The 21,776-nt window shown below is 72.4% G+C and carries 17 protein-coding genes; 10 read left to right on the forward strand and 7 right to left on the reverse strand.

The window, feature by feature from the left end:
* Positions 1-14: 14 nt before the first annotated feature.
* Together AC1DZA_RS11910 and AC1DZA_RS11915 are read right to left on the reverse strand one after the other, a co-directional pair.
* On the reverse strand, positions 15-962 hold the full coding sequence (locus AC1DZA_RS11910; RefSeq protein WP_476772901.1) for a M56 family metallopeptidase: 948 nt from the start codon (positions 960-962) through the stop codon (positions 15-17).
* A 2-nt stretch (positions 963-964) separates the two neighbouring features.
* The gene (locus tag AC1DZA_RS11915; RefSeq protein WP_159602317.1) at positions 965-1,336 is read right to left on the reverse strand and encodes a BlaI/MecI/CopY family transcriptional regulator; all 372 of its coding nucleotides are present in this window, start codon (positions 1,334-1,336) and stop codon (positions 965-967) included.
* Positions 1,337-1,436: 100 nt separating this feature from the next.
* Between AC1DZA_RS11915 and AC1DZA_RS11920 the strand changes: the two genes are divergently transcribed.
* From AC1DZA_RS11920 to holA, 9 genes are all read left to right on the forward strand, one after another.
* Complete coding sequence (locus AC1DZA_RS11920) at positions 1,437-2,849, forward strand: cytochrome ubiquinol oxidase subunit I (RefSeq protein ID WP_476772902.1); 1,413 nt, start codon at positions 1,437-1,439, stop codon at positions 2,847-2,849.
* A gap of 12 nt (positions 2,850-2,861) precedes the next feature.
* A complete protein-coding gene (gene cydB, locus AC1DZA_RS11925) occupies positions 2,862-3,866 on the forward strand; it encodes a cytochrome d ubiquinol oxidase subunit II (RefSeq protein ID WP_476772903.1) in 1,005 nt (334 codons plus the stop codon).
* A 4-nt stretch (positions 3,867-3,870) separates the two neighbouring features.
* A complete protein-coding gene (gene cydD / locus AC1DZA_RS11930) occupies positions 3,871-5,517 on the forward strand; it encodes a thiol reductant ABC exporter subunit CydD (RefSeq protein WP_476772904.1) in 1,647 nt (548 codons plus the stop codon).
* Positions 5,510-7,342, forward strand: a complete 1,833-nt coding sequence (cydC, locus tag AC1DZA_RS11935) for a thiol reductant ABC exporter subunit CydC (RefSeq protein WP_476772905.1) — start codon at positions 5,510-5,512, stop codon at positions 7,340-7,342. The genes cydD and cydC overlap by 8 nt, the downstream gene beginning before the upstream one ends.
* Positions 7,343-7,351: 9 nt before the next feature.
* The gene (pabB, locus tag AC1DZA_RS11940) at positions 7,352-8,812 is read left to right on the forward strand and encodes an aminodeoxychorismate synthase component I (RefSeq protein WP_476772906.1); all 1,461 of its coding nucleotides are present in this window, start codon (positions 7,352-7,354) and stop codon (positions 8,810-8,812) included.
* Between the two features lie 93 nt (positions 8,813-8,905).
* On the forward strand, positions 8,906-11,485 hold the full coding sequence (gene leuS / locus AC1DZA_RS11945; protein WP_476772907.1) for a leucine--tRNA ligase: 2,580 nt from the start codon (positions 8,906-8,908) through the stop codon (positions 11,483-11,485).
* Between the two features lie 99 nt (positions 11,486-11,584).
* Positions 11,585-12,313 (forward strand): ComEA family DNA-binding protein, encoded by a 729-nt coding sequence (locus tag AC1DZA_RS11950; RefSeq protein ID WP_476772908.1) that lies wholly within the window; start codon positions 11,585-11,587, stop codon positions 12,311-12,313.
* Between the two features lies 1 nt (position 12,314).
* The gene (locus tag AC1DZA_RS11955; RefSeq protein ID WP_476772909.1) at positions 12,315-14,675 is read left to right on the forward strand and encodes a ComEC/Rec2 family competence protein; all 2,361 of its coding nucleotides are present in this window, start codon (positions 12,315-12,317) and stop codon (positions 14,673-14,675) included.
* A 25-nt stretch (positions 14,676-14,700) separates the two neighbouring features.
* Positions 14,701-15,744: a DNA polymerase III subunit delta gene (gene holA / locus AC1DZA_RS11960; RefSeq protein WP_476772910.1), complete on the forward strand. Its 1,044-nt coding sequence runs from the start codon at positions 14,701-14,703 to the stop codon at positions 15,742-15,744.
* Between the two features lie 107 nt (positions 15,745-15,851).
* Here the strand turns inward: holA and rpsT are convergent, their stop codons facing one another.
* From rpsT to AC1DZA_RS11985, 5 genes are all read right to left on the reverse strand, one after another.
* Positions 15,852-16,112 (reverse strand): 30S ribosomal protein S20, encoded by a 261-nt coding sequence (gene rpsT, locus AC1DZA_RS11965; RefSeq protein WP_159607402.1) that lies wholly within the window; start codon positions 16,110-16,112, stop codon positions 15,852-15,854.
* A gap of 183 nt (positions 16,113-16,295) precedes the next feature.
* The gene (locus AC1DZA_RS11970; RefSeq protein WP_476772911.1) at positions 16,296-17,132 is read right to left on the reverse strand and encodes a VOC family protein; all 837 of its coding nucleotides are present in this window, start codon (positions 17,130-17,132) and stop codon (positions 16,296-16,298) included.
* Positions 17,133-17,215: 83 nt separating this feature from the next.
* Complete coding sequence (locus tag AC1DZA_RS11975; RefSeq protein ID WP_476772912.1) at positions 17,216-17,989, reverse strand: alpha/beta fold hydrolase; 774 nt, start codon at positions 17,987-17,989, stop codon at positions 17,216-17,218.
* 3 nt (positions 17,990-17,992) lie between these two features.
* Positions 17,993-18,613 (reverse strand): response regulator, encoded by a 621-nt coding sequence (locus tag AC1DZA_RS11980; RefSeq protein WP_309978243.1) that lies wholly within the window; start codon positions 18,611-18,613, stop codon positions 17,993-17,995.
* A complete protein-coding gene (locus AC1DZA_RS11985) occupies positions 18,610-19,833 on the reverse strand; it encodes a sensor histidine kinase (protein ID WP_476772913.1) in 1,224 nt (407 codons plus the stop codon). Before AC1DZA_RS11985 ends, AC1DZA_RS11980 begins: the two co-directional genes overlap by 4 nt.
* 81 nt (positions 19,834-19,914) lie before the next feature.
* On the opposite strand from AC1DZA_RS11985, the gene lepA reads away from it, so the two are divergent.
* On the forward strand, positions 19,915-21,771 hold the full coding sequence (gene lepA / locus AC1DZA_RS11990) for a translation elongation factor 4 (RefSeq protein ID WP_476772914.1): 1,857 nt from the start codon (positions 19,915-19,917) through the stop codon (positions 21,769-21,771).
* The last annotated feature ends 5 nt before the right edge of the window (positions 21,772-21,776 follow it).

Consider the following 21,776-nt stretch of genomic DNA (forward strand, 5'->3'; position numbering starts at 1 on the left):
GTGGGCGCGTCAGACTAGGGGACGATTCCGAGGATCACGGCGTACCCCACCAGGGGGACCGCCACGAGCACCGCGGATGCCGCGAGCGCCGCCGTCCGGGCGCCGCGCGGGTCGGCGACCGGAGACGAGCCCGGCTCGTCCAGTCGACGCAGGCGCGCGGCGAGCATCGCGGCGTCGGCGTCGGCGCCCGATGCGCCGTCGAGGGATGCGCCGGACTCGCCGGCGTCACCGACGCGTTCGAGGGCCCCGCGGAGGGATGCGGTGCCGACGGCCCGCCGGGCGCCGTCGTCGGCGAGCATCTCGGTGAGGGTGATGACGGCGTGCTCGGCACGGTTCGCGATCGGGAACCAGGGGATGGCGCTGTGCCAGGCGCGGAACGAGAGCCGCACGAGGTGGTGGAGTTGATCGAGGTGCGTGCGCTCGTGGGCGATCACGGCTGCCAGCTCGTCGGCCGTGAGCGCGTCGATGAGCCCGTCGGTGAGCACGGTCGCGGTGCGGATGCCCGGCACGCAGTACGCGAGCGGCACCGGGTGCGCGAGCACGCGCGTACGGGGGTCGCCGGGCATCGGGTGGCTGAGCAGGCCGATGAGCTGGTGCTGCCGTCGCCGCTCCCGTTCGGCGCGCACCGCGGTCAGCGCCAGGTTGAGGGTGAGCAGCAGGGCGATGGCCACCGCGAGCGTGAGGGCGGCGACCTCGGCGACGCCGAAGCCGGCGGGGAGGGGGCCGGTGAGCAGGTACGGGGCGAGCGCCGCGACGGCTGCCGGCAAAGAGCCGGCCGGTGCGGCACCGAAGGCGAGGAGGCATCCGATCATCGACAGCCCCCCGGCGAGGGCGATGGCCTGCCAGAGCGCGAGCGCGGCCGCGGGTGCGCGCGACGGCCAGTCGGCACGGGCCAGGACGACCGGCACCGGCCACGCCAGGGCGACCGCGAGGGCGCCGAGCACCGCCGAGACGGCGAGCATGGTCAGTGGCGCGCGAGCTCGTCGAGCAGGCGGCGCAGGGTGGCCGCTTCGCCCGCGCTGGCGGTGCCGACGAAGCGGGCGAGGGCCGCGTCGCGGTCGGCTGAACGGTCGAGCACCTCGTGCATGAGCTCGGCGGTGTGCTCCTCGCGACTGAGCAGCGCGCGATAGCGGTGCGGCCGCATGTCCCGCGAGCGCGACACGAACCCCTTGCGCTCGAGGCGCGAGAGGACGGTGAGCACCGTGGTGGTGGCGACCATGCGGGCGGCGTCGTCGCGCAGTGCGAGCGCGTCGCGCATCTCGTTCGCCGTGAGCGCGACGTCGCTCGTCCAGAGCACCTCCATCACGGAGCGTTCCAACTCGCCGAGACTCGCCATGCGTCCAGACTACCGGCTTCCGCCGAATTGTTCTACGCTACGTAGAAGGATGTTCTACGTCGTGTAGTAGACATGACGGAACGACTGGGAAGGGGCATCCGTGAACGAACTGCTCGACCCGCTGCTGCTCGCTCGCTGGCAGTTCGGCCTCACCACCGTCTACCACTTCCTCTTCGTTCCACTCACCATCGGCCTCGCCAGCACGGCCGCGATCTTCCAGACCGCGTGGTACCGCACCGGCAAGGCGGAGTACCTCCGCATCACCCGGTTCTTCGGGTCGATCTTCCTCATCAACTTCGCCATGGGCGTGGTCACGGGCATCGTGCAGGAGTTCCAGTTCGGCATGAACTGGTCGGAGTACTCGCGCTTCGTCGGCGACGTGTTCGGGGCGCCCCTCGCGATGGAGGGCCTGCTCGCGTTCTTCTTCGAAGCCACCTTCATCGGCCTCTGGATCTTCGGGTGGGACAAGCTGCCACGCGGCCTGCACCTCGCGACGATCTGGGCGACCGCGATCGGCTCGATCCTCTCGGCGTACTTCATCATCGCGGCGAACGCGTTCATGCAGAATCCGGTCGGCTACGAGATGAACGCCGACAAGGCGAGGGCCGAGCTCGTCGACATCTGGGCACTGCTCGCCAACCCGGTCGCCCTCGCGGCGTTCCCGCACACGATCGCCGCCAGCTTCATGGTGGCCGCGGGGCTCATCATCAGCGCCGCCGCCTGGCACCTGTCGCGGAACGAGCACCTCGACACCATGCGCCCCGCGCTGAAGTTCGGCCTCTGGGTGATGGTCGGTGCCGGCATCCTCACCACGCTGTTCGGCGACCAGCTCAGCCTCGCGATGGTCGCGACGCAGCCGATGAAGATGGCCGCCGCGGAGGCCACCTACGACACGGTCTGCGGCGCGGACGCCTCCTTCTCGCTGTTCACCCTCGGCACGCCCGACGGCAGCACCGAGCTCTTCTCGATCCGCGTGCCGTACCTCCTCTCATTCCTCTCGACGCATACGTTCGACGGCTGCGTCGAGGGCATCAACGACCTGCAGGCCGAGTACACGGCGCTCTACGGTCCCGGCGACTACTCGCCGATCATCTGGGTCACCTACTGGGCGTTCCGCTGGATGATCGGGCTCGGCATGCTCCACGTGCTCGTCGCCGTCGTCGGCCTGTGGCTCACCCGCAAGGGCCGGATGCCGCGGCATCCGTGGATCTGGAAGGCGGCGATCTGGAGCTTCCCGCTCTCGCTCGCGGCCATGATCATCGGCTGGATCTTCACCGAGATGGGCCGGCAGCCGTGGATCGTCTTCAGCCTGCTCCCGACCGCCTCGGCCGTGTCGCCGAACGTGACGGGCCTCGAGGTGCTCATCTCCCTCGTCGCCTTCACCCTGATCTACGGCGCGCTCGCGGTCGTCGAGGTGCGCCTGGTGATCCGGGCCATCCGGAAGGGTCCGCCCGAGGTCGGCGAGCCCGATCCCGAGTCGGGCCGCATCGAACCCGCCGCCACGGTGTACTAGGAGGACGTGACCATGGATCTCTCGGTGCTCTGGTTCTGGATCGTCGGCTTCCTCTTCGTCGGCTACTTCGTGCTCGACGGCTTCGACTTCGGGGTCGGCATGTCGCTTCCGTTCCTCGGCAGGGACGACACCGACCGGCGCGTGCTCATCAACACGATCGGTCCGGTGTGGGACCTCAACGAGACGTGGGTGATCGTGGCGGGTGCGTCGTTGTTCGCGGCCTTCCCCGAGTGGTACGCCACGTTGTTCTCGGGCTTCTACCTCGCGCTGCTGCTCATCCTCCTCGCGCTCATCGCGCGCGGCGTCTCGTTCGAGTACCGCCACCAGCGGCCCGAGTCGAGGTGGAAGGGGTGGTTCGACGGCATGATCGTCGTCGGCTCGGCGGTGCCCGCGTTCCTCTGGGGCGTGGCGTTCGCGAACATCGTGCAGGGCGTGCCGCTCGACGCCGACCACAACTACACGGGCACGCTGTTCGACCTGCTCAATCCCTACGCGCTCCTCGGCGGGCTCACCACGCTGCTGCTCTTCTTCACCCACGGCGTCGTGTTCGTGTCGCTCAAGACCGAGGGCGACCTGCGGGAGCGCGCACGCCGGCTCGCGGGGCGGTCGGGTGTCGCGACGATCGTGGTCGCCGCGGTCTTCCTGCTCTGGACCGGCCTCGCGTCGGGCACGCCGTGGTTCTGGATCCTGGCGACGGTCGCGGCCGTCGCCCTCGTCGCGGGGTGGTTGGCCAACCGTCGCGGTGCGGAGGGCGTGGCGTTCACGATGCTCGCCGTGACGATCGCGGCGGCGGTGTTCGCGCTCTTCGCGTCGCTCTTCCCCGACGTGATGCCCGCCTCGAACGACCCGGCGAACAGCCTCACGGTGGCCAACGCGTCGAGCACGGACTACACGCTCACCGTCATGAGCTGGCTGGCCCTCGTCGCCCTCCCGCTGGTGCTGGCCTACCAGGGGTGGACGTATTGGGTGTTCCGGAAGCGCGTGACGCGTGCCGGCATCGAGGCAGCGGTGCACTGAGCTCGTGAAGCCCCTCGATCCCCGTCTCATCCGCCGGTCGCATGCCGCGCGGCGGTTCCTCGTCGCCGGCGCGCTGCTCGCGGCGGTGCAGGCCGCCGCCATCATCGCCTTCGCCTGGGCGCTCGCGTCGCTGGTGGCCGGCCTCATCGACGGCATGCGGATGCCGCAGGCGCGGCCCCTCATCGGGATCCTCGTCGTCGCGGCATCCGCCCGGGCCGTCGGCGCCTGGGGCTGGGACGTCGTGGGCTCAGCCGGCGCGATGCGGGTCAAGGCGGAACTGCGAGGCGACCTGCTCGGCGCGCTCGAGACACGGCCGGGTGGCGTCCCGGGGTTCCCGACGTCGCGCATCGCCACGCTGCTCGGGCCGGGCCTCGAGGCGCTCGACGAGTACTTCGGCCGCTACCTGCCGCAGCTCGTGCTGACCGTGGTCGCGACCTCGGCCTGCGTCGTGGCCGTGTGGGTCGCCGACCCGCTGTCGGGCCTCGTGCTCGTCATCGTGCTGCCGCTCATCCCGGTCTTCATGGCGCTCATCGGCATGGCGACCGGTGCCGTGCAACGCCGGCAGTGGGAGAGCCTCGCCTCGCTCTCGCGCGGGTTCCTCGAGATGGTCGGCGGGCTGTCGACGCTCATCCTCTTCGGCCGCGCCGATCGCCAGGTCGAGCGGATCCGAGCGGTCACCGACGACTACCGCCGGCGCACGATGACGGTGCTGCGGATCACCTTCCTCTCGGGGTTCACCCTCGAGTTCTCCGCGAGCCTCTCGGTCGCGATCGTCGCCGTGTCGATCGGCCTGCGGCTCGTCGCCGGCGACCTCACCCTGGCGCCCGGCCTCTTCGTGCTCGTGCTCGCGCCAGAGGTCTTCCTGCCGCTGCGCAACGTCGGCGCGGCCTTCCACGCGTCGTCGGCAGGGGTCGCGGCGTCGGGCGACGCGTTCGACCTCCTGGCCGCCGCCGAGCGGCCGGCGGACCCTCGCGCGGTGGCCGAGCGGTCGCGGCGGGCCGTCGACGACGCTTCCGTCAGCACCGACGATCGCGGCCTCGTCATCGACGATCTCCGCGTGCGGCGTGGAGACCGGCTGGTGCTCGACGGGTTCCACCTCGCAGTCCGGCCCGGCGAGGTCGTCGCGGTCACAGGGGAGAGCGGATCGGGCAAGTCGAGCCTCCTCGCCGCGCTCCTGGGCTTCGCGGACGCCGACGGACACCTGCGGCTCGACGGGCGACGACTGGACGGCGACCGATCGGGGATCGCCTGGGCGGGGCAGGCGCCGACGCTCCTCGCGGGGTCCATCGCCGCGAACGTGCGACTCGGCGACCAGGACGCCGACCCGCGACTGCTCGGGCGCGCGCTCGGGCTCGCCGGCGTGGAACTCGACCCCGACCGCGTGCTCGGGCCCGACGGCGGCGGCCTCTCGGGTGGCCAGGCGCAACGCGTCGCGACCGCGCGGGCGATCCATCGCCTCCTCGCCCGCGACGGCCGACTCCTGCTGCTCGACGAGCCCGCCTCCGCGCAGGACCCCGACCGCGCGGCGGCCCTGGGCGAGCACCTCCGCGAGCTCGCCCGCGACGGCCGGGTCGTGCTCGTGACCACGCATCGGTCGGCACTGGCTGGGTCCGCCGATCGCACCATCGACCTGGCGGTGTCGTATGCGTGACGCGGCCTCCGACCTGCACCCGGCCGCGATCGGGGGCGGATCGTCGTCGGACACCGCCGCCGCGACGCGCGCCATGCTGCGCCGGGCCGTGCCGCCCCCGCGACGGCTGCTCCCGGCCATCCTCCTGGGCATCGCGTCGGCGGCGTCGAGCGTCGCGCTGCTCGCCTGCTCGGCGTGGCTCATCGCCCGCGCGGCCGAGCAGCCGCCCGTGCTCTACCTCTCGCTCGGCATCGTCGGCGTGCGCGCCTTCGCCCTCGGACGTGCCGCCTTCCGCTACCTCGAGCGGCTCACCGGCCACGACGCGTCCTTCCGCCAACTCGCCTCCATCAGGGCCGGCATCTTCGAACGGATGCTGCCCCTCGCGCCCGACGCGCTCGCATCCAGCCGCCGGGGCGACCTGCTCTCGCGATTCGTCGACGACGTCGACGAGCTGCAGAACGTGCCGCTCCGCGTGGTGCAGCCGCTGGTGAGCGCCCTCGTCGTGCTCGCCGTCGCAGTGGCAGGGATCGCGTTCCTTGCCCCGGCGTCGGCGCTGGCGGTGCTCGGATGCCTCGTGGCGGGCATCGGGGCGACCCTCCTCGTGCAGCGGGGCGCGGCGCGACGCGCGGAACGCGACCTCGCTCCGCTGCGCGGCGAGCTCCAGGCCGCCGTGGTCGAGCACGTCCGGGCGCTCGACGTGCTCATCGCGTTCGACGCCGCAGGAGCGGGGCGCCGACGCATCGCGCAGCTCGGTGAACGGCTCGCGAGGGCGACGCGCGCCAGGGCCGCTGCGAGCGGAGCGGCCTCCGCGGCCATGTCGGCCGTGGGAGGGATCGCGGTCGCCGCGAGTCTCGCCGCCGCCGCACCCCTGCTGGAAGGCGGCCGCATCGACGGACCGACCTTCGCGGTGCTCTGCCTCCTGCCGCTCGCCATCGCCGAGGTCGCTGGGGCCGTGCCGCTGGCGGTGACCGCACGGCGCCTCAGCAGGGCGAGCGCCGAGCGGGTGGCGTACGCCGTTCCGGCCACGGTGCCTCCTGAGGTGCCCGTGCCGCCCCTGCATCCCCTCGCGGCGCCTGAGATGTCGCCCCCGGCGATCGAGCTGCGCGACCTCCGGGCCGGGTGGCCCGCGGTGGAGGAGCGCTCCGAGCCGGGCGACGAGCCGTCCGCGGCATCCGCGGGCCCCGCCGCCCTCGATGGACTCGACCTGACGATCGCGCCGGGAGAGCGGCTGCTCGTACGCGGCGCCTCGGGCGCAGGGAAGACGACGCTCGCGCACGTGCTCGTGCGGTTCCTCGCGTACCAGGGGTCGTACCGGATCAGCGGCGTCGAGGCATCCGAGCTGGAACCAGCGGGCGTACGCCGCATGGTGGGCCTCGTCGAGCAGCGACCGTGGCTCTTCGACGAGGACGTGCGCCAGAACCTGCTGTTCGCCCGCGACACCGCGACCGACGACGACCTGCTCGACGTGCTCGATCGGGTGGGCCTGCGCGAGTGGCTCGATGAGCGCGGCGGCCTCGGTGCGCAGGTGGGGGAGCGCGGCGCCCTCGTGTCGGGCGGACAGGCGCAACGACTCGCGCTCGCGAGGGCGATGCTCGCCGACTTCCCGATCCTGGTGCTCGACGAGCCGACGGCGAGCGTCGACCCGGCACGTGCCGATGCGCTGCTGCGCGACCTGACCGACGCCGCGGGCCGATCGGGGCGCACGGTCGTCGTGATCTCGCACGGCGCGGTCGATGAGCGCCTCGTGGATCGCACGATCGAGCTCCGCGACGGTCGCGCAATCGAGACGTCTCGTGGTCCAGGGCCGCTCCTCGCCGCCTCAGGGGGAGCCGCGCGCGAGCCATAGGCTGAGGGGATGCCGCGTTGCATCCGCACCCGCCCGCTCGCCGCGTGGCGCGACCCCGAGGCGGTCTTCCGCGCCCGGTACGCGGATGCCCCGTACGCGGTGTGGCTCGACGGCGGCGCCGATGCCATCACCGGCATCAGCGTCATCGCAGCGGCGCACAGCGGCAGCGTGTTCGTGACGGCGGATGCCGCGGCGGGCACGGTCACCCGGTCGACGCCGCTCGGCCGGGCTCCCTCCGGCACCACCTCGACCGGGTCGGTGTTCGACGTGCTCGCTGAGCGGCTGCCCGGCACGGTGGACGGGTCCGGGGTGCTTGCGCGCGATGCGGGACCGCTGGGCTGGTTCGGGTGGTTCGGCTACGAACTCGGCGCGAGCCTGAACGACGTGCCGGCGTCGACGGCCGACACTCCGGATGCCGCGTTCCTCTTCATCGACCGCGCCATCGTGTTCGATCACGCGGCGCGCAGCGTGCAGCTCGCCTGGATCGCCGACGACGGCATTGAGACCGCCGGCGCAGGCGCGGCGTGGGCTGAGCAGCTCGCCGCGGCGCTCGACGCGCTGCCCGCGGCATCCGGACCGTCGTCCGGCAACACGCCGGCCGGGCGCGCCGCGACCGGCGCCGGCCGCGCCGCGAGCGTGCGCTGGCGACACGAACCCGACCGATACGCGCAGCTCATCGCCGACTGCCAGGCCGCGATCGTGCGCGGCGACGCCTACCAGCTGTGCCTCACGAACCGCGTCGACGTCGMCGCCCGGCCCGACCCGGCGGCGACCTACCTCGCGCTGCGCGAATCGAGCCCCAGCCACCACGGCGGGTATGTGCGGTTCGGCGACGTCGCCCTGGTCAGCGCCTCGCCCGAGCTGTTCCTGCACGTCGATGCCGACGGGATCGTCTCGACGAAGCCGATGAAGGGCACGCGTCCGCGGGGAGCCGATCCGCGACGCGACGACGAGCTGCGCCGGGAGCTGCTCGCCAGCGACAAGGAACGCGCCGAGAACCTCATGATCGTCGACCTCATGCGCAACGACCTCGGTCGCGTCGCCGAACTCGGCACCGTCACGGTGACGAGCCTGCTCGAGGTCGAGGAGTACGCCCACGTGCACCAGCTCGTCTCGACCGTGCAGGCTCGGCTGCGGCATCCGCTCACCGCGCTCGACGTCGTGCGGGCGGCCTTCCCCGCCGGCTCGATGACGGGCGCCCCGAAGCGGAGCGCCATGTCGATCCTGCACGAGCTCGAAGCGGGTCCGCGGGGCGTGTACTCGGGCACGTTCGGCTACCTCGGGATCGACGGCACCGCCGACCTCGCGATGGTCATCCGCTCCATCGTGCTCACGCCGTCGGGCGCGAGCATCGGCACCGGCGGCGGCATCACGGCGCTCTCCGTCGCGGCCGAGGAGATCGAGGAGACCCGCGTCAAGGCGCGTGCGCTGCTCGCCGTGCTGCTCGGGGCGTCCGCTCCCACGGAGTGAGTAGGCTAAAGGTTCGGTGCGTCGCGTTCCGGCGCGCCCGCAGCACGATGTGCGGAGCGATCCCCCCGCAGCACACACACGATTGAGAGTCACGTGGCACACGATCACGACCCCGCCCACGCCGACGCCGAGACCGGCGCCTACGACTTCGCCGCGATCCAGGCGAAGTGGCTTCCCGTGTGGGACGAACTCCAGCCGTTCCGCGCAGGCCGCCCCGGCGAGACCAAGCCGCGCAAGTACATCCTCGACATGTTCCCCTACCCGTCCGGCGACCTGCACATGGGCCACGCCGAGGCGTTCGGCTACGGCGACACGGTCGCGCGGTACTGGCGCCATCAGGGCTTCGACGTGCTGCACCCCGTCGGCTGGGACTCGTTCGGCCTGCCCGCCGAGAACGCGGCCATCAAGCGCGGCATCGACCCGCGCGGCTGGACCTACGACAACATCGAGCAGCAGAAGCGCTCCTTCCGCCAGTACGCGCCGTCGTTCGACTGGTCGCGCGAGCTGCACACCAGCGATCCCGAGTACTACAAGTGGAACCAGTGGCTGTTCCTGAAGCTCTACGAGAAAGGCATCGCGTACCGCAAGGCCGGCCTCGTGAACTGGTGCCCGAACGACCAGACCGTGCTCGCCAACGAGCAGGTGGTCGACGGGCACTGCGAGCGCTGCGGCTTCATCGTGACGAAGAAGGCGCTCACGCAGTGGTACTTCCGTGTCACCGACTACGCCGACCGCCTGCTCGACGACCTGAACCAGCTCGAGGGCTCGTGGCCGTCGAAGGTCGTCACGATGCAGCGCAACTGGATCGGCCGGTCGTCGGGTGCCGACGTGGACTTCGAGATCGAGGGCCGCGACGCGCGGGTGACGGTGTTCACGACGCGCCCCGACACGTTGTACGGCGCCACGTTCATGGTCGTCGCACCCGACTCGGAGCTCGCCGCCGAGCTCGCGGCGGGGGCGTCCGACGCGGTGCGCGGCCGGTTCCAGGACTACCTCGACTCGGTGCGGGGCGAGAGCGACATCGACCGCCTGTCGACCGAACGGCCCAAGACCGGCGTGTTCCTCGAGCGGTACGCCGTGAACCCGGTGAACGGCGAGCGCCTGCCCATCTGGGCCGCCGACTACGTGCTGGCCGACTACGGGCACGGCGCGATCATGGCGGTGCCGGCCCACGACCAGCGCGACCTCGACTTCGCACGGGCGTTCGACCTGCCCGTGCGCGTGGTGGTCGACACGAACGCTCCCGTCACCGGGGTCATCCCGGTGATCCACCTCGACGAGCAGGGCGAGCCGATCCTGCCCGACGACCTGCCCGCCGTCGACCCCGCCTCGACCGGCATCGCGCTGGCCGGAGAAGGGCGCCTCATCAACTCGGGTCCGCTCGACGGGCTCTCGAAGTCGAACGCGATCCGCCGCATCATCGAGGTGCTCGAGCAGCGCGGAACCGGCCGCGCCGCGAAGAACTTCCGCCTCCGCGACTGGCTCATCTCACGCCAGCGGTACTGGGGCACGCCCATCCCGATCATCCACTGCGCCGAGTGCGGCGAGGTCCCGGTGCCCGAGAGCGACCTGCCCGTGCGCCTGCCCGACGCCGCCGGCCTCGACCTCAAGCCGAAGGGCACCAGCCCGCTCGGCGCGGCCGAGGACTGGGTGAACGTCGCCTGCCCGAACTGCGGCGGGGCGGCCCGTCGCGACTCCGACACGATGGACACGTTCGTCGACAGCTCGTGGTACTACCTGCGCTACCTCAACCCGAACGACGACACGAAGCCGTTCGACACGGCAGAAGCCGAGAAGTGGCTGCCGGTCGACCAGTACGTCGGCGGCGTCGAGCACGCCATCCTGCACCTGCTCTACTCCCGCTTCATCACCAAGGTGCTCTTCGACCTGGGGTACCTGAGCTTCACCGAGCCGTTCACCTCCCTGCTGAACCAGGGCATGGTCATCATGGACGGCACGAAGATGTCGAAGTCCAAGGGCAACCTGGTCGAGTTCGCGAGCGAGTTGGGCGCGCACGGCGCCGACGCGCTGCGCGTGACGTTGGCGTTCGCCGGGCCCCCCGAGGACGACATCGACTGGGCGGATGTCTCGCCCGTCGGGGCGGCGAAGTTCCTCGCCCGCGCCTGGCGCATCTCGGGCGAGGTCTCGTCCACCCCAGACGTCGAGTGGAAGACGGGCGACGCCGGGCTCCGCCGGCTGACGCACCGTCTGCTGGCAGATGCCCCCGGCTTGGTCGAGGCGTTCAAGTTCAACGTCGTCGTGGCGCGCCTGATGGAGCTCGTCAACGCGACCCGCAAGGTCATCGACTCGGGCGCCGGTCCCGCCGACGCTGCCGTGCGCGAGGCCGCCGAGGTGACGGCCATGATCCTCGACCTGTTCGCTCCCTACACCGCCGAGGACATGTGGGAGCGGCTGGGCTACCAGCCGAGCGTGGCGCTCGTGCCGTGGCGCAAGGCCGACCCGGCACTCCTCGTCGAGGAGTCGGTCACCGCGATCGTGCAGGTCGACGGCAAGGTGCGCGACCGGCTCGAGGTGTCGCCGAAGATCGCGGCCGACGAGCTCGAAGCGCTCGCGCGGGCGTCGGCCGCCGTGGCTCGCGCCGTCGGCGAGCGCGAGATCGTCAACGTCATCGTGCGCGCCCCCCGGCTCGTGAACATCGCGACGCGCGGCTGACCTGCGGACTCCTCCTCGACAGCAATCGGCCTCGCTGAGCGCTGCCGGGCGGGAGCGCTGCTCGACCGGATGAGGCGGTCGCCCTCGTAGCGTGCGGGCATGCCCGCGAGCCGAGACCACCCGTTCGACGCACTCGACCCGGCCGCCCGTCGCGCGACGCCACGCGCGCGGGTGGCCATCGGGGCGGCCGTGGTGCTCTTCATCGCGGCGGTCGCCGCAGCAGCGCTCATGTCGTTCGCCGCGGGCGGCGGCGGCGTGCAGGAACGCGTCGTGGCGACGGGCGGGCCGGGCGCCGGCGATGGGTCACGATCGGCGTCGGCGTCGGCGTCGAGGTCCGCGTCGGGGTCCGTGCAGGCATCGACCGCCGTCGGGATCGAGACGACCCCCCTGCTCGTGCATGTGCTCGGAGCGGTCGTGCGCCCCGGGCTCGTCGAGCTGCACCCCGGCGACCGCGTCGTCGACGCCGTGGCCGCGGCGGGCGGCTTCACCCCCGATGCCGACCCCGCCGGCGTCAATCTGGCCCGGCCAGTGGCCGACGGCGAGCAGCTCGTGGTCTTCGCGGTCGGCCAGGTTCCGCCGCCGTCCGCCCCGGGCGGCGCGGGCGCGGCAAGCGCGGCGGGCGGCGGCCCTGCCGACGGCCTCGTGCACCTGAACACCGCCGATGTGGCGGCCCTCGACACCCTGCCCAGGATCGGGCCTGCGCTGGCCCAGCGCATCATCGACTGGCGCGCCGCGAACGGTCCGTTCACGAGCGTCGACCAGCTCCTCGATGTGGCCGGCATCGGCGACGCGGTCTTCTCCGGCCTCGCCGACAAGGTCGCGCTCTGACGTGCGCGACCTGAGGCTCCTGCCGCCGGCCGGCGCCGCCTGGCTGGCTGCCTGGTGCGCCGTCGCGTCACCCGACGTCGGGGTCGATCCGGCCGTCGTGGCGTGGCTCGGCTGGTCGCTCGGCGTGATCCTCGCGGTCGCCCTGCTCGTCCTGACCGGGGCCCGACGCGGGTCGTCGGCCGCCGACGCGCTCCGGGCCGCGCTCACTGCGGCGCTCATCGCCTCGACCGCGATGGGGCTCGTCGCGACGTCGGCGGCGCTCGCGCTGGAACGGCGCGCCGAGTCGCCGCTTGCCGCGGCCGCCGATGCCCACGTCGTCGTCGACGTCCTGATCGAGGTGGCTTCCGGCCCCCGGCCGGTGCGGGCGCCGCCGTGGGCGTCATCCGGCGATGCAGCGGCTCCGACCTTCCGGGTCGACGCCCAGGTCATCGGCGTGGACGGCGTCGAGGTTCCGGCGGTCTCCTCGACCGTGATGCTCGAGCTCCCCGGGGAGGAGCTCTCACTCGGCACCCGCCTGTCCTTCCCCACGCGGGTGGTGGCCCTGCCCGGCGCGGAGCAGCACGGCTTCCAGCTCCGGCCGACTGGCGACGCGCGCGTGATCGCGCCGCCGCCGTGGCTCGGCTGGGCCGTGGCGCTCCGATCGGGACTCGCGACGGCGTCGACCGACCTCGGTGGCGACGGCGGCGCGCTCGTGCCCGGGCTCGCCATCGGCGACACGGCCGCGGTCGGCGTCGAGCTCGACGCGGCGATGAAGGCGAGCTCGCTCAGCCACCTCACCGCGGTCTCCGGTGCGAACTGCGCCATCATCACGGCTGCCGCGTTCGCCCTCGCGGCGGCGTGCGGGCTGCGTCGCGGCGTGCGCGTCGGGCTCGCGCTGGTCGCCCTCGCGGGGTTCGTCGTGCTCGTGACGCCGCAGCCGAGCGTCGTGCGGGCCGGGGCGATGGCCGTCGTCGTGCTCATCGCCATCGCGTCTGGCCGCCCGGGCGGCGGCGTCGCCGCATTGTCGGTCGCGGTGGTCGGACTGCTCGTGTTCGATCCCTGGCTGGCGCGCGACTACGGCTTCGCGTTGTCGGCGGCCGCGACGGCCGGACTCCTGCTCCTGGCGGCGCCGCTGGCCGTCGTCCTCGGCCGCCTGATGCCACGACCGCTCGCCATGGTGCTGGCCGTGCCGGTCGCCGCGCAGCTCGCCTGCCAGCCCATCCTCGTGCTGCTCGACCCGGCAATCGCCGTCTACGGCGTGCCCGCGAACCTGCTCGCCGCGCCGGCGGCCCCGGTCGCCACCGTCGTCGGGCTCCTCGGATGCCTCGTCCTGCCGGTCCTGCCCTCCGTCGGCGCGGCGTTCCTGCAGGTCGCGTGGGTCCCGGCCACGTGGATCGCCCTCGTCGCGCACGGCACCGCCGGACTTCCGGGCGGCCGGCTCGCCTGGCTTCCGGATGCCCCGGGCGCGGCCCTGCTCGCCGCCTGCACCGCACTCGCCCTCGCCGTCGCGTTCGCGCCGCCATCCCGGACACGACTGCGTGCGGCCGGCGTCGCGCTCCTCGCGATCGGGTTGGCGGTGCCCGTCGGCGTGTCGTTCGGCGCGCCCGTCGTGTCGGCTTCGACGCGGCCGGCCCGCTGGGATGTCGCCGCGTGCGACGTCGGCCAGGGCGATGCGGTGCTCATCCGCTCCGCGGAGGCGACCGCGCTCGTCGACACCGGGCCCGATCCCGCCGCCCTGGCGCGCTGCCTCGCGCTCCTCGGGGTGGACCGCATCGACCTGCTCGTGCTGACGCACTGGGATGCCGATCACGTCGGGGGATCGGCCGCGGTCGTGGGGCGCGTCGGCACGGTCGTCCACGGCCCGCTCGACGGCGACCGCAGCGACCGCGTGCTCGACCCGCTCGTGCTGGGCGGAGCCGACTCCGCCGAGGTCGTCGCCGGCCACCGAGGCGTGCTCGGCGAGGCCCAGTGGCGCGTGCTCTGGCCGTTGCCGCGCGCGGCGCCCGGCAACGACGCGAGCGTCGTCGTCGAGGTCGATGCGCCGGCGTTCCGCGGGCTCTTCCTGGGCGACCTCGGGGAGGGGGCGCAGGACCGGCTCCTCCGGTCGGCGGACCTCGGGGCGGTCGACCTGGTGAAGGTCGCGCACCATGGATCCGCCGACCAGAGCGCGTCACTGTACGAGCGCCTGCATGCCACGATCGGCGTGATCGGGGTCGGCCTCGACAACGGGTACGGTCATCCCACCGATCGGTTGCTGGGGATCCTCGGCGACGAGGGCACCTCCGTGGTGCGCACCGACCGTTCGGGCACCATCACGATCGCCGCCGCCGAGGGCGGCTTCGACGTCTGGGCCGAGCGGGGCGACGTCGGACCCGGCCCGTAGACTTGCACCCGGACGGGGAGGTGCGGTGGCAGCGCGAGCAGGTGCGACGCGAGCAGGTACGACGCGAGCGAAGGCGGCCACGATCCCGCAGCTCTCGTGGAACGAGATCCGCCCGGCACCGGTGGTGCTCGTCAGCGGCGCCGAGACGGTCCTCGCCGAACGCGCGAGCACGATGCTGCGCGACTTCCTTCGATCCGAGGACCCCGCGCTCGAGGTGAGCGATCTCGAGGCCGACGGCTACCGCCGTGGCGAGCTGCTCACCCTCGCCAGCCCGTCGCTGTTCGGTGAGCCACGACTCATCCGCGTCACCGCCGTCGAGCGGGCCAGCGACGACTTCCTCATCGACGCGCTCGAGTACCTCGAGCAGACCGCCGACGGCACCACGTTGCTGTTGCGGCACGCGGGGGGTCAGCGCGGCAAGAAGCTCCTCGACGCCATCCGCGCGGGGTCGGGCGCCGGCGTCGAGATCGTCTGCGCCGAGCTCAAGCGGGAATCCGAGAAGCAGGACTTCGCGGCGGCGGAGTTCCGTGCCGCCGGACGCAGGATCGACGCCCGGGCGCTGCGTGCGCTCGTCGCGGCGTTCGCCGACGACCTGGCCGAGCTCTCGGCCGCATGCCGTCAGCTCATCGCCGACGCACCGGGAGAGATCACCGAGGCCGTCGTCGGGCGCTACTACGGCGGGCGTGTGGAGACGAACGCCTTCGCCGTCGCCGATGCGGCGATCGCGGGGCGCCACGGCGAAGCGCTGGTGGCACTCCGGCACGCCCTCGACAGCGGCGCCGATCCGGTGCCGATGGTGGCCGCGTTCGCGATGAAGGTGCGCACGATGGCCAAGGTGTCGGGCGTCAGGGGAGGCGGCCCCCAGGTGGCATCGTCGCTCGGGCTCGCGCCGTGGCAGGTCGACCGCGCCCGCCGAGACCTCGCCGGCTGGACCGACGAGGGCCTCCAGCGAGCCATCGAGTCGCTCGCCGCGACCGACGCCGCCGTCAAGGGCGCCGAGCGCGATCCCGTGTTCGCGCTCGAACGGCTGGTCGGCGTCATCGCCGCTCGCGGGCGCACGTCGTCCTGACGGAGCATCCGACCGCGGCCGTCGAGGCCATGCACGGGGTGCACGGCCGGCGCCGGAAACGACGAAGGCCCCGCACGATGTGCGGGGCCTTCGTCAACGGTCGTACGTCAGAGCGCGGCGACCTGCTTCGCGATGGCCGACTTGCGGTTCGCGGCCTGGTTCTTGTGGATGACGCCCTTGCTGGCGGCCTTGTCGAGCTTGCGGGTCGCGTTGCGGAGGGCGGTCGTCGCCTTGTCCTTGTCGCCGGTGGCGATCGCCTCGCGGGCGGCGCGCACGGCGCTCTTGACCTCGCTCTTGACGGCCTTGTTGCGCTCCTGCGCCTTCAGGTTGGTGCGGATGCGCTTGATCTGCGACTTGATGTTTGCCACGTGGGTATCTTTCGTTCGTGTGTGGGTACCGGATGTGCCGATGAAGGTAGAGGGGCCTCACCGGCGAATCGTGCGGGGTGGGACCCACACGGAAGCCAACAGACAACGATACCAGTTCGCCTTCGACCCGCCAAAGCGGCGGGTCGGCGGGGTACGACGGCGCAGGGTTCGACGGCGCTGGGCTCACCGCTCGGGCGGCACGAACCGGCTGGCCGTGAACACCCCGCCCTGGGGGTCGCGGATGAGGGCCTCCTGGGTCCAGTCCGTGTCGGTCGAGGCCAGCACGGTGCCGTCGAGGCGCTCGGCGGTCGATGCGGCCTCGTCACGGTCGGCGACGGTGAAGGTGACGTGCCAGTGCGGCGGTTCGCCGTCATGGGACGGCGCCAGCCACCCGATCGCGTCCTCGAACCTGGGCGGCGTGATCGCGCTCGCCTGGCGTTGCCGGATGTCGGGGTCGACCGTGGCCGCGAGGTGGTCCCCGTAGCCGGGGCAGCGGATGAGGGTGGCGAAACCGAGGTCGGCGAACTCCCAGCCGAACACCTCCTCGTAGAACCCGGGTTGCTCGGGATCGGACGTGTGCAGGTCGCTGAAGTTCCACGCGCCGGGCTCGTTGACGACCTGCACGCCCACGCGCGCGCCCGCCTGCCAGAGCCGGAATGGTGCACCGGCCGGATCGACCACGCCGGCCGCACGCCCGGCCCGCCCCACGTCGGCCGGCCCGGCGATGACGTGGCCGCCGGCTCCGGCGACCCGTGCGACGGCGGCATCGAGGTCGGCGACGGCCACGTACGTGTTCCACGTCGGGGGGTCCACCGCCGGCGCGGAGGCCGCAGCCGCGCCGAGGCCGGCCGCCGCTCGGCCGTCGAGTCGGGCGACGACGTGCGCCGCGTCGCCCTGAGGGCCTGGGGCGGCCTCGAACGTCCACCCGAAGAGACCGCCGTAGAAGCGCTGGGCCTCGTCGAGGTCGGGCGCCTCGAGGTCGATCCACGACGGGACGCCCTCGGGATACGTGCGCTGCATGTCGATCCTCCGTCCACTCCTGCGCACGAGGCTCGTCCGCGTCGGGGCGAGCCGCAAGGGGTGGCGGACCATCGACTCCGCCGCTATGCCGACGCGTCGGACCGTGCTCGACGTCGCCGGCGCCGCACCTGCTCCCACTCCAGTTCGGCGACGGCGCCGAGTACGACGGCGGTGAACTCCTCGGGGCGCACGAGGCTCACGAGGTGCGTCGCGCCGGGAACGATCACCAGGCGTGCGCGGGGTGCGGCACGGAGCATCCGCCGTTCCTCGATGCGGAAGTGGTCGAGGCGGCCGTTCACCAGCCACACCGGCACGTGGATGCGCGCGAGCGCGGCCTCGACGTCGAGGCCGCCGATGGAACCGAGCACGGGGGCCATGGCGTGCAGGGCGACGCCCCCGGCCAGCACGTCCGCGACCCCCTCGGGCGAGAGGAACATGCGCGCGGTGAGCTCGTTCAGCCCGCGCCCGTGGTCGGGGAGCCGGGCGATGATCGCGGCGATCCGCCGATAGCCCTCGAGTCCGACACCCCGTGGCCGAGTGCCGCACGAGGCGGCGACCAGTCCCTCGATCCGCCCCGGATGCCGCGAGGCGAATTCGATCGACAGGTACCCGCCGAGGCTGAGGCCGACGAGGAGCGTCGGCGTGCTCGACGCGTCCGCCTCACGTTCGGGGACCGCCTCGCCGATCACCCGCATGGCGTTGTCGAGGGTGAACGGCTCGCCGCTGCGCGTGCCGTGCGACGGGAGGTCGATCGCGACCGCGTCGATGTCGTGACGCGCGAGCGCGGCGAGCTGCCGCCGCCACATCGTGGCCGAGGTGCGGAGTCCGTGCACGAGCACGACGCGGGCGCGGGGCATCCGTCAGCCCGACCGGATCGCCCCGAGCTCGCGGGCCCGCGCCACGGCCGCCGTGCGGGAGCCGACCCCGAGCTTCGTGAAGATGTGCACGAGATGCGACTTCACGGTCGCCTCGCTGAGGAACAGCTCGCGACCGATGTCGCGGTTCGACCGGCCGTCGGCCACGAGCGTGAGCACCTCGGCCTCGCGAACGGTGAGTCGCTCGGCGCCCTGGGAGGCGTCGAGGCGCGACGACACCGAGGACGCGAGCGCCGCCTCGCCGACGGCCGCGGCGCGCACGGCGGCCACGAGCTCGGCGGGCGGCGCGTCCTTCAGGAGGTAGCCGCTCGCGCCGGCCTCAATCGCACCGAGGATGTCGGCGTCGGTGTCGTAGTTGGTGAGCACGAGCACGCGCGGGGCGCCATGGTGCGAGCGGATGCGGCGCGTCGCCTCCGCCCCCTGCATGGCGCCGGGGAACTGCAGGTCCATGAGCACGAGATCGACGTCGGATGCCGCGGCGAGGCGAACCGCGTCCTCGGCCGTCGCCGCCTCGGCGATCACCTCGAGGTCGGCCTCCGACTCGAGCAGGGCGCGGATGCCGGCCCGCACGACGGGGTGGTCGTCGCTCAGCAGGAGCCGGATCATGCGGGCACCACCGGGATGCGCACGGACACCGCGGTGCCATCGCCCGGAGCCGACTCGATCTCGATCGACCCGCCCTGCCGCTCGGCGCGCTGCCGCATGGCGCGCAGGCCGAAGGCGACCCCCTCCGTCTCCTCGCGCTGCGCGGCGCGCGGATCGAACCCGATCCCGTCGTCGACGACGTCGAGCGCGACCTCGTCGCCGAGGTAGCTCAGCGTGAGCTCCGCGCGATCGGCGTCCGAGTGACGCAGCACGTTGGCGAGCGCACCCTGGGCGATGCGCAGCAGGGTCGCGTCGATCGCCATCGGCAGCATGACCGCGTCGCCGCTGAGGCGGAAGCTCACCCGGGTCGACGACCCCGACTGCTCGGCCTGGTCGTTGATCGCGTCGGTGAGCCGGCGCAGCGCGGCGGGCAGCGTCTGCTCGTCGAGCGACGGGGGAGTGAGCTCCCGGATGAAGCGACGCGTCTCGCCGAGGTTGTCGGCGGCGGTCTCGCGCGCGAGCCGCAGCTTCTCGCGCGTGGGCTCGTCGGTGATGTCGCGCTCGGCGGCGTGGAGCAGCATCTGGATGCTCGAGAGGCCCTGGGCGACGGTGTCGTGGATCTCGCGGGCGAGGCGCTCGCGCTCGGCGAGCGTGCCGGCCTCGCGGCTCGCCGCCGCGAGCTCCTCGCGGGTGGCGAGCAGGTCGAGGATGAGTGCCTGCCGGTCGCGGGTCTCCTGCGACATGGCGCGGTAGCCCGAGCCGATGACGATGGCGACGCCTGCGCTGATCATCGGCCCGAGGATGGTGCCCACCTCGAACCCGAGGTGCGACGCCGTGCCCCAGACCGAGAGCCCGAACGTGATGACGACGAGCGGCACGGCGATGGGCGTCGCCAGCACGTGCAGCTCGAGGAAGAAGAGGGGGAACGCGAGGAACGCGGCATCCGGCGTGAGGAACGACATCGCCAGCCACAGGAGCAGGAGGCCGACGAGCCACAGCACGCGGGCCCACGTCGGGAAGTGGCGGTGCGCGACGGCGACGCCGGCGCCGTACCAGGCGAGGAACGCCACGGCGAGGATGGTGACCGGCACCTCGGTCGGTGCGTCCTCGAGCAGCGCACGCACGACGACGAAGAGCGTGAGCCCGACGACGAGCAGGTGCAGGCCGAGCCGGAGCGTGAAGAAGACCGGCCGAAGCGCGGACGGCGCGACGCGCGCGTCGGTGTCTTCCATCACGGTCATGATGCTGTCAGCGTAGCCCGGGGGCACCGACGGCGGCATCCGTCGAAAGTGCGAACCGAAAGTCATGGGAGAATCGTGGGGATGTCCCCTCGAGCCGCCAATCCGCCGGTGCCTGCTGCCACCGACCCCGCGCTGATCCGCAACTTCTGCATCATCGCCCACATCGACCACGGCAAGTCCACCCTCGCCGACCGGATGCTCGGTATCACCGGGGTCGTGTCCGACCGCGACATGCGCGCCCAGTACCTCGACCGCATGGACATCGAGCGCGAGCGCGGCATCACGATCAAGAGCCAGGCCGTGCGCATGCCCTGGCAGGTGGGCGACACGTCGTACGCCCTGAACATGATCGACACGCCCGGCCACGTCGACTTCAGCTACGAGGTGTCCCGCTCGCTCGCCGCCTGCGAGGGCGCGATCCTCCTCGTCGACGCCGCGCAGGGCATCGAGGCGCAGACGCTCGCGAACCTCTACCTCGCCCTCGAGAACGACCTCGAGATCATCCCCGTGCTGAACAAGATCGACCTGCCCGCGGCGGAGCCCGAGAAGTACGCGCGCGAGCTCGCCGACCTCATCGGCGGCTCGCCCGACGACGTGCTCAAGGTGTCGGGCAAGACCGGGGTCGGCGTCGAGGAGCTCCTCGACCGAGTCGTCGAGCGCATCCCGGCTCCCGTCGGCCGATCGGATGCCCCTGCGCGCGCCATGATCTTCGACTCGGTCTACGACAGCTACCGCGGCGTCGTCACCTACGTGCGCATGGTCGACGGCCAGCTGAACCCGCGCGAGCGCATCCAGATGATGTCGACGAAGGCGACTCACGAGATCCTCGAGATCGGCGTGAGCGCGCCCGAGCCCACGCCCACGAAGGGGCTCGGCGTCGGCGAGGTCGGCTACCTCATCACCGGCGTGAAGGACGTGCGCCAGTCGAAGGTCGGCGACACCGTCACCACCTCGGCGAAGTCGGCCACGGAGGCGCTGCCCGGCTACACCGAGCCGCTGCCGATGGTCTTCTCCGGTCTCTACCCGATCGACGGCAGCGATTACCCCGAGCTGCGCGAGGCACTCGACAAGCTCAAGCTGTCGGATGCCGCGCTCGTGTACGAGCCCGAGACCTCGGTCGCCCTCGGCTTCGGCTTCCGCGCCGGCTTCCTGGGCCTGCTGCACCTCGAGATCGTGACCGAGCGGCTCCGCCGCGAGTTCGGGCTCGACATCATCAACACCGCGCCGTCGGTGGTCTACGAGGTGACCACGGAGGACCGGAAGACCGTCACGGTCACGAACCCGAGCGAGTTCCCGACCGGGGCGAAGATCTCCGAGGTGCGCGAGCCCATGGTGCGCGCCGCGATCCTCGCGCCGAAGGACTACGTGGGCACCATCATGGAGCTCTGCCAGTCGCGCCGCGGAACCCTGCTCGGCATGGAGTACCTCGGTGAGGACCGGGTCGAGATCCGCTACAACATGCCGCTCGGCGAGATCGTCTTCGACTTCTTCGACCAGCTGAAGTCGAAGACCGCCGGCTACGCGTCGCTCGACTACGAGCCCACCGGCGACCAGGCCGCCGACCTCGTGAAGGTCGACATCCTCCTGCAGGGCGAGCAGGTCGACGCGTTCAGCGCGATCGTGCACCGAGACAAGGCCTACGCCTATGGGGTGCTCATGACGGGGCGGCTGCGCGAGCTCATCCCGCGGCAGCAGTTCGAGGTGCCCATCCAAGCGGCGATCGGCGCCCGCATCATCGCACGCGAGTCGATCCGCGCGATGCGCAAGGACGTGCTCGCCAAGTGCTACGGCGGTGACATCACCCGCAAGCGCAAGCTCCTCGAGAAGCAGAAGGAGGGCAAGAAGCGCATGAAGATGGTCGGCCGCGTCGAGGTCCCCCAAGAGGCGTTCATCGCCGCGCTCTCGGGCGACACCGAGAAGAAGGACGCGAAGAAGTAGGTTCC

Source organism: Agromyces sp. P2_B3, from assembly GCF_056404815.1.

Coding starts and splice junctions, on each gene's coding strand:
- AC1DZA_RS11915 (WP_159602317.1), bottom strand. CDS start 1,336: ATGGCGAGTCTCGGCGAGTTGGAACGCTCCGTGATGGAGGTGCTCTGG.
- AC1DZA_RS11970 (WP_476772911.1), bottom strand. CDS start 17,132: ATGCAGCGCACGTATCCCGAGGGCGTCCCGTCGTGGATCGACCTCGAG.
- cydC (WP_476772905.1), top strand. CDS start 5,510: ATGCGTGACGCGGCCTCCGACCTGCACCCGGCCGCGATCGGGGGCGGA.
- AC1DZA_RS11910 (WP_476772901.1), bottom strand. CDS start 962: ATGCTCGCCGTCTCGGCGGTGCTCGGCGCCCTCGCGGTCGCCCTGGCG.
- AC1DZA_RS11985 (WP_476772913.1), bottom strand. CDS start 19,833: ATGACCGTGATGGAAGACACCGACGCGCGCGTCGCGCCGTCCGCGCTT.
- AC1DZA_RS11980 (WP_309978243.1), bottom strand. CDS start 18,613: ATGATCCGGCTCCTGCTGAGCGACGACCACCCCGTCGTGCGGGCCGGC.
- AC1DZA_RS11975 (WP_476772912.1), bottom strand. CDS start 17,989: ATGCCCCGCGCCCGCGTCGTGCTCGTGCACGGACTCCGCACCTCGGCC.
- lepA (WP_476772914.1), top strand. CDS start 19,915: ATGTCCCCTCGAGCCGCCAATCCGCCGGTGCCTGCTGCCACCGACCCC.
- cydB (WP_476772903.1), top strand. CDS start 2,862: ATGGATCTCTCGGTGCTCTGGTTCTGGATCGTCGGCTTCCTCTTCGTC.
- AC1DZA_RS11950 (WP_476772908.1), top strand. CDS start 11,585: ATGCCCGCGAGCCGAGACCACCCGTTCGACGCACTCGACCCGGCCGCC.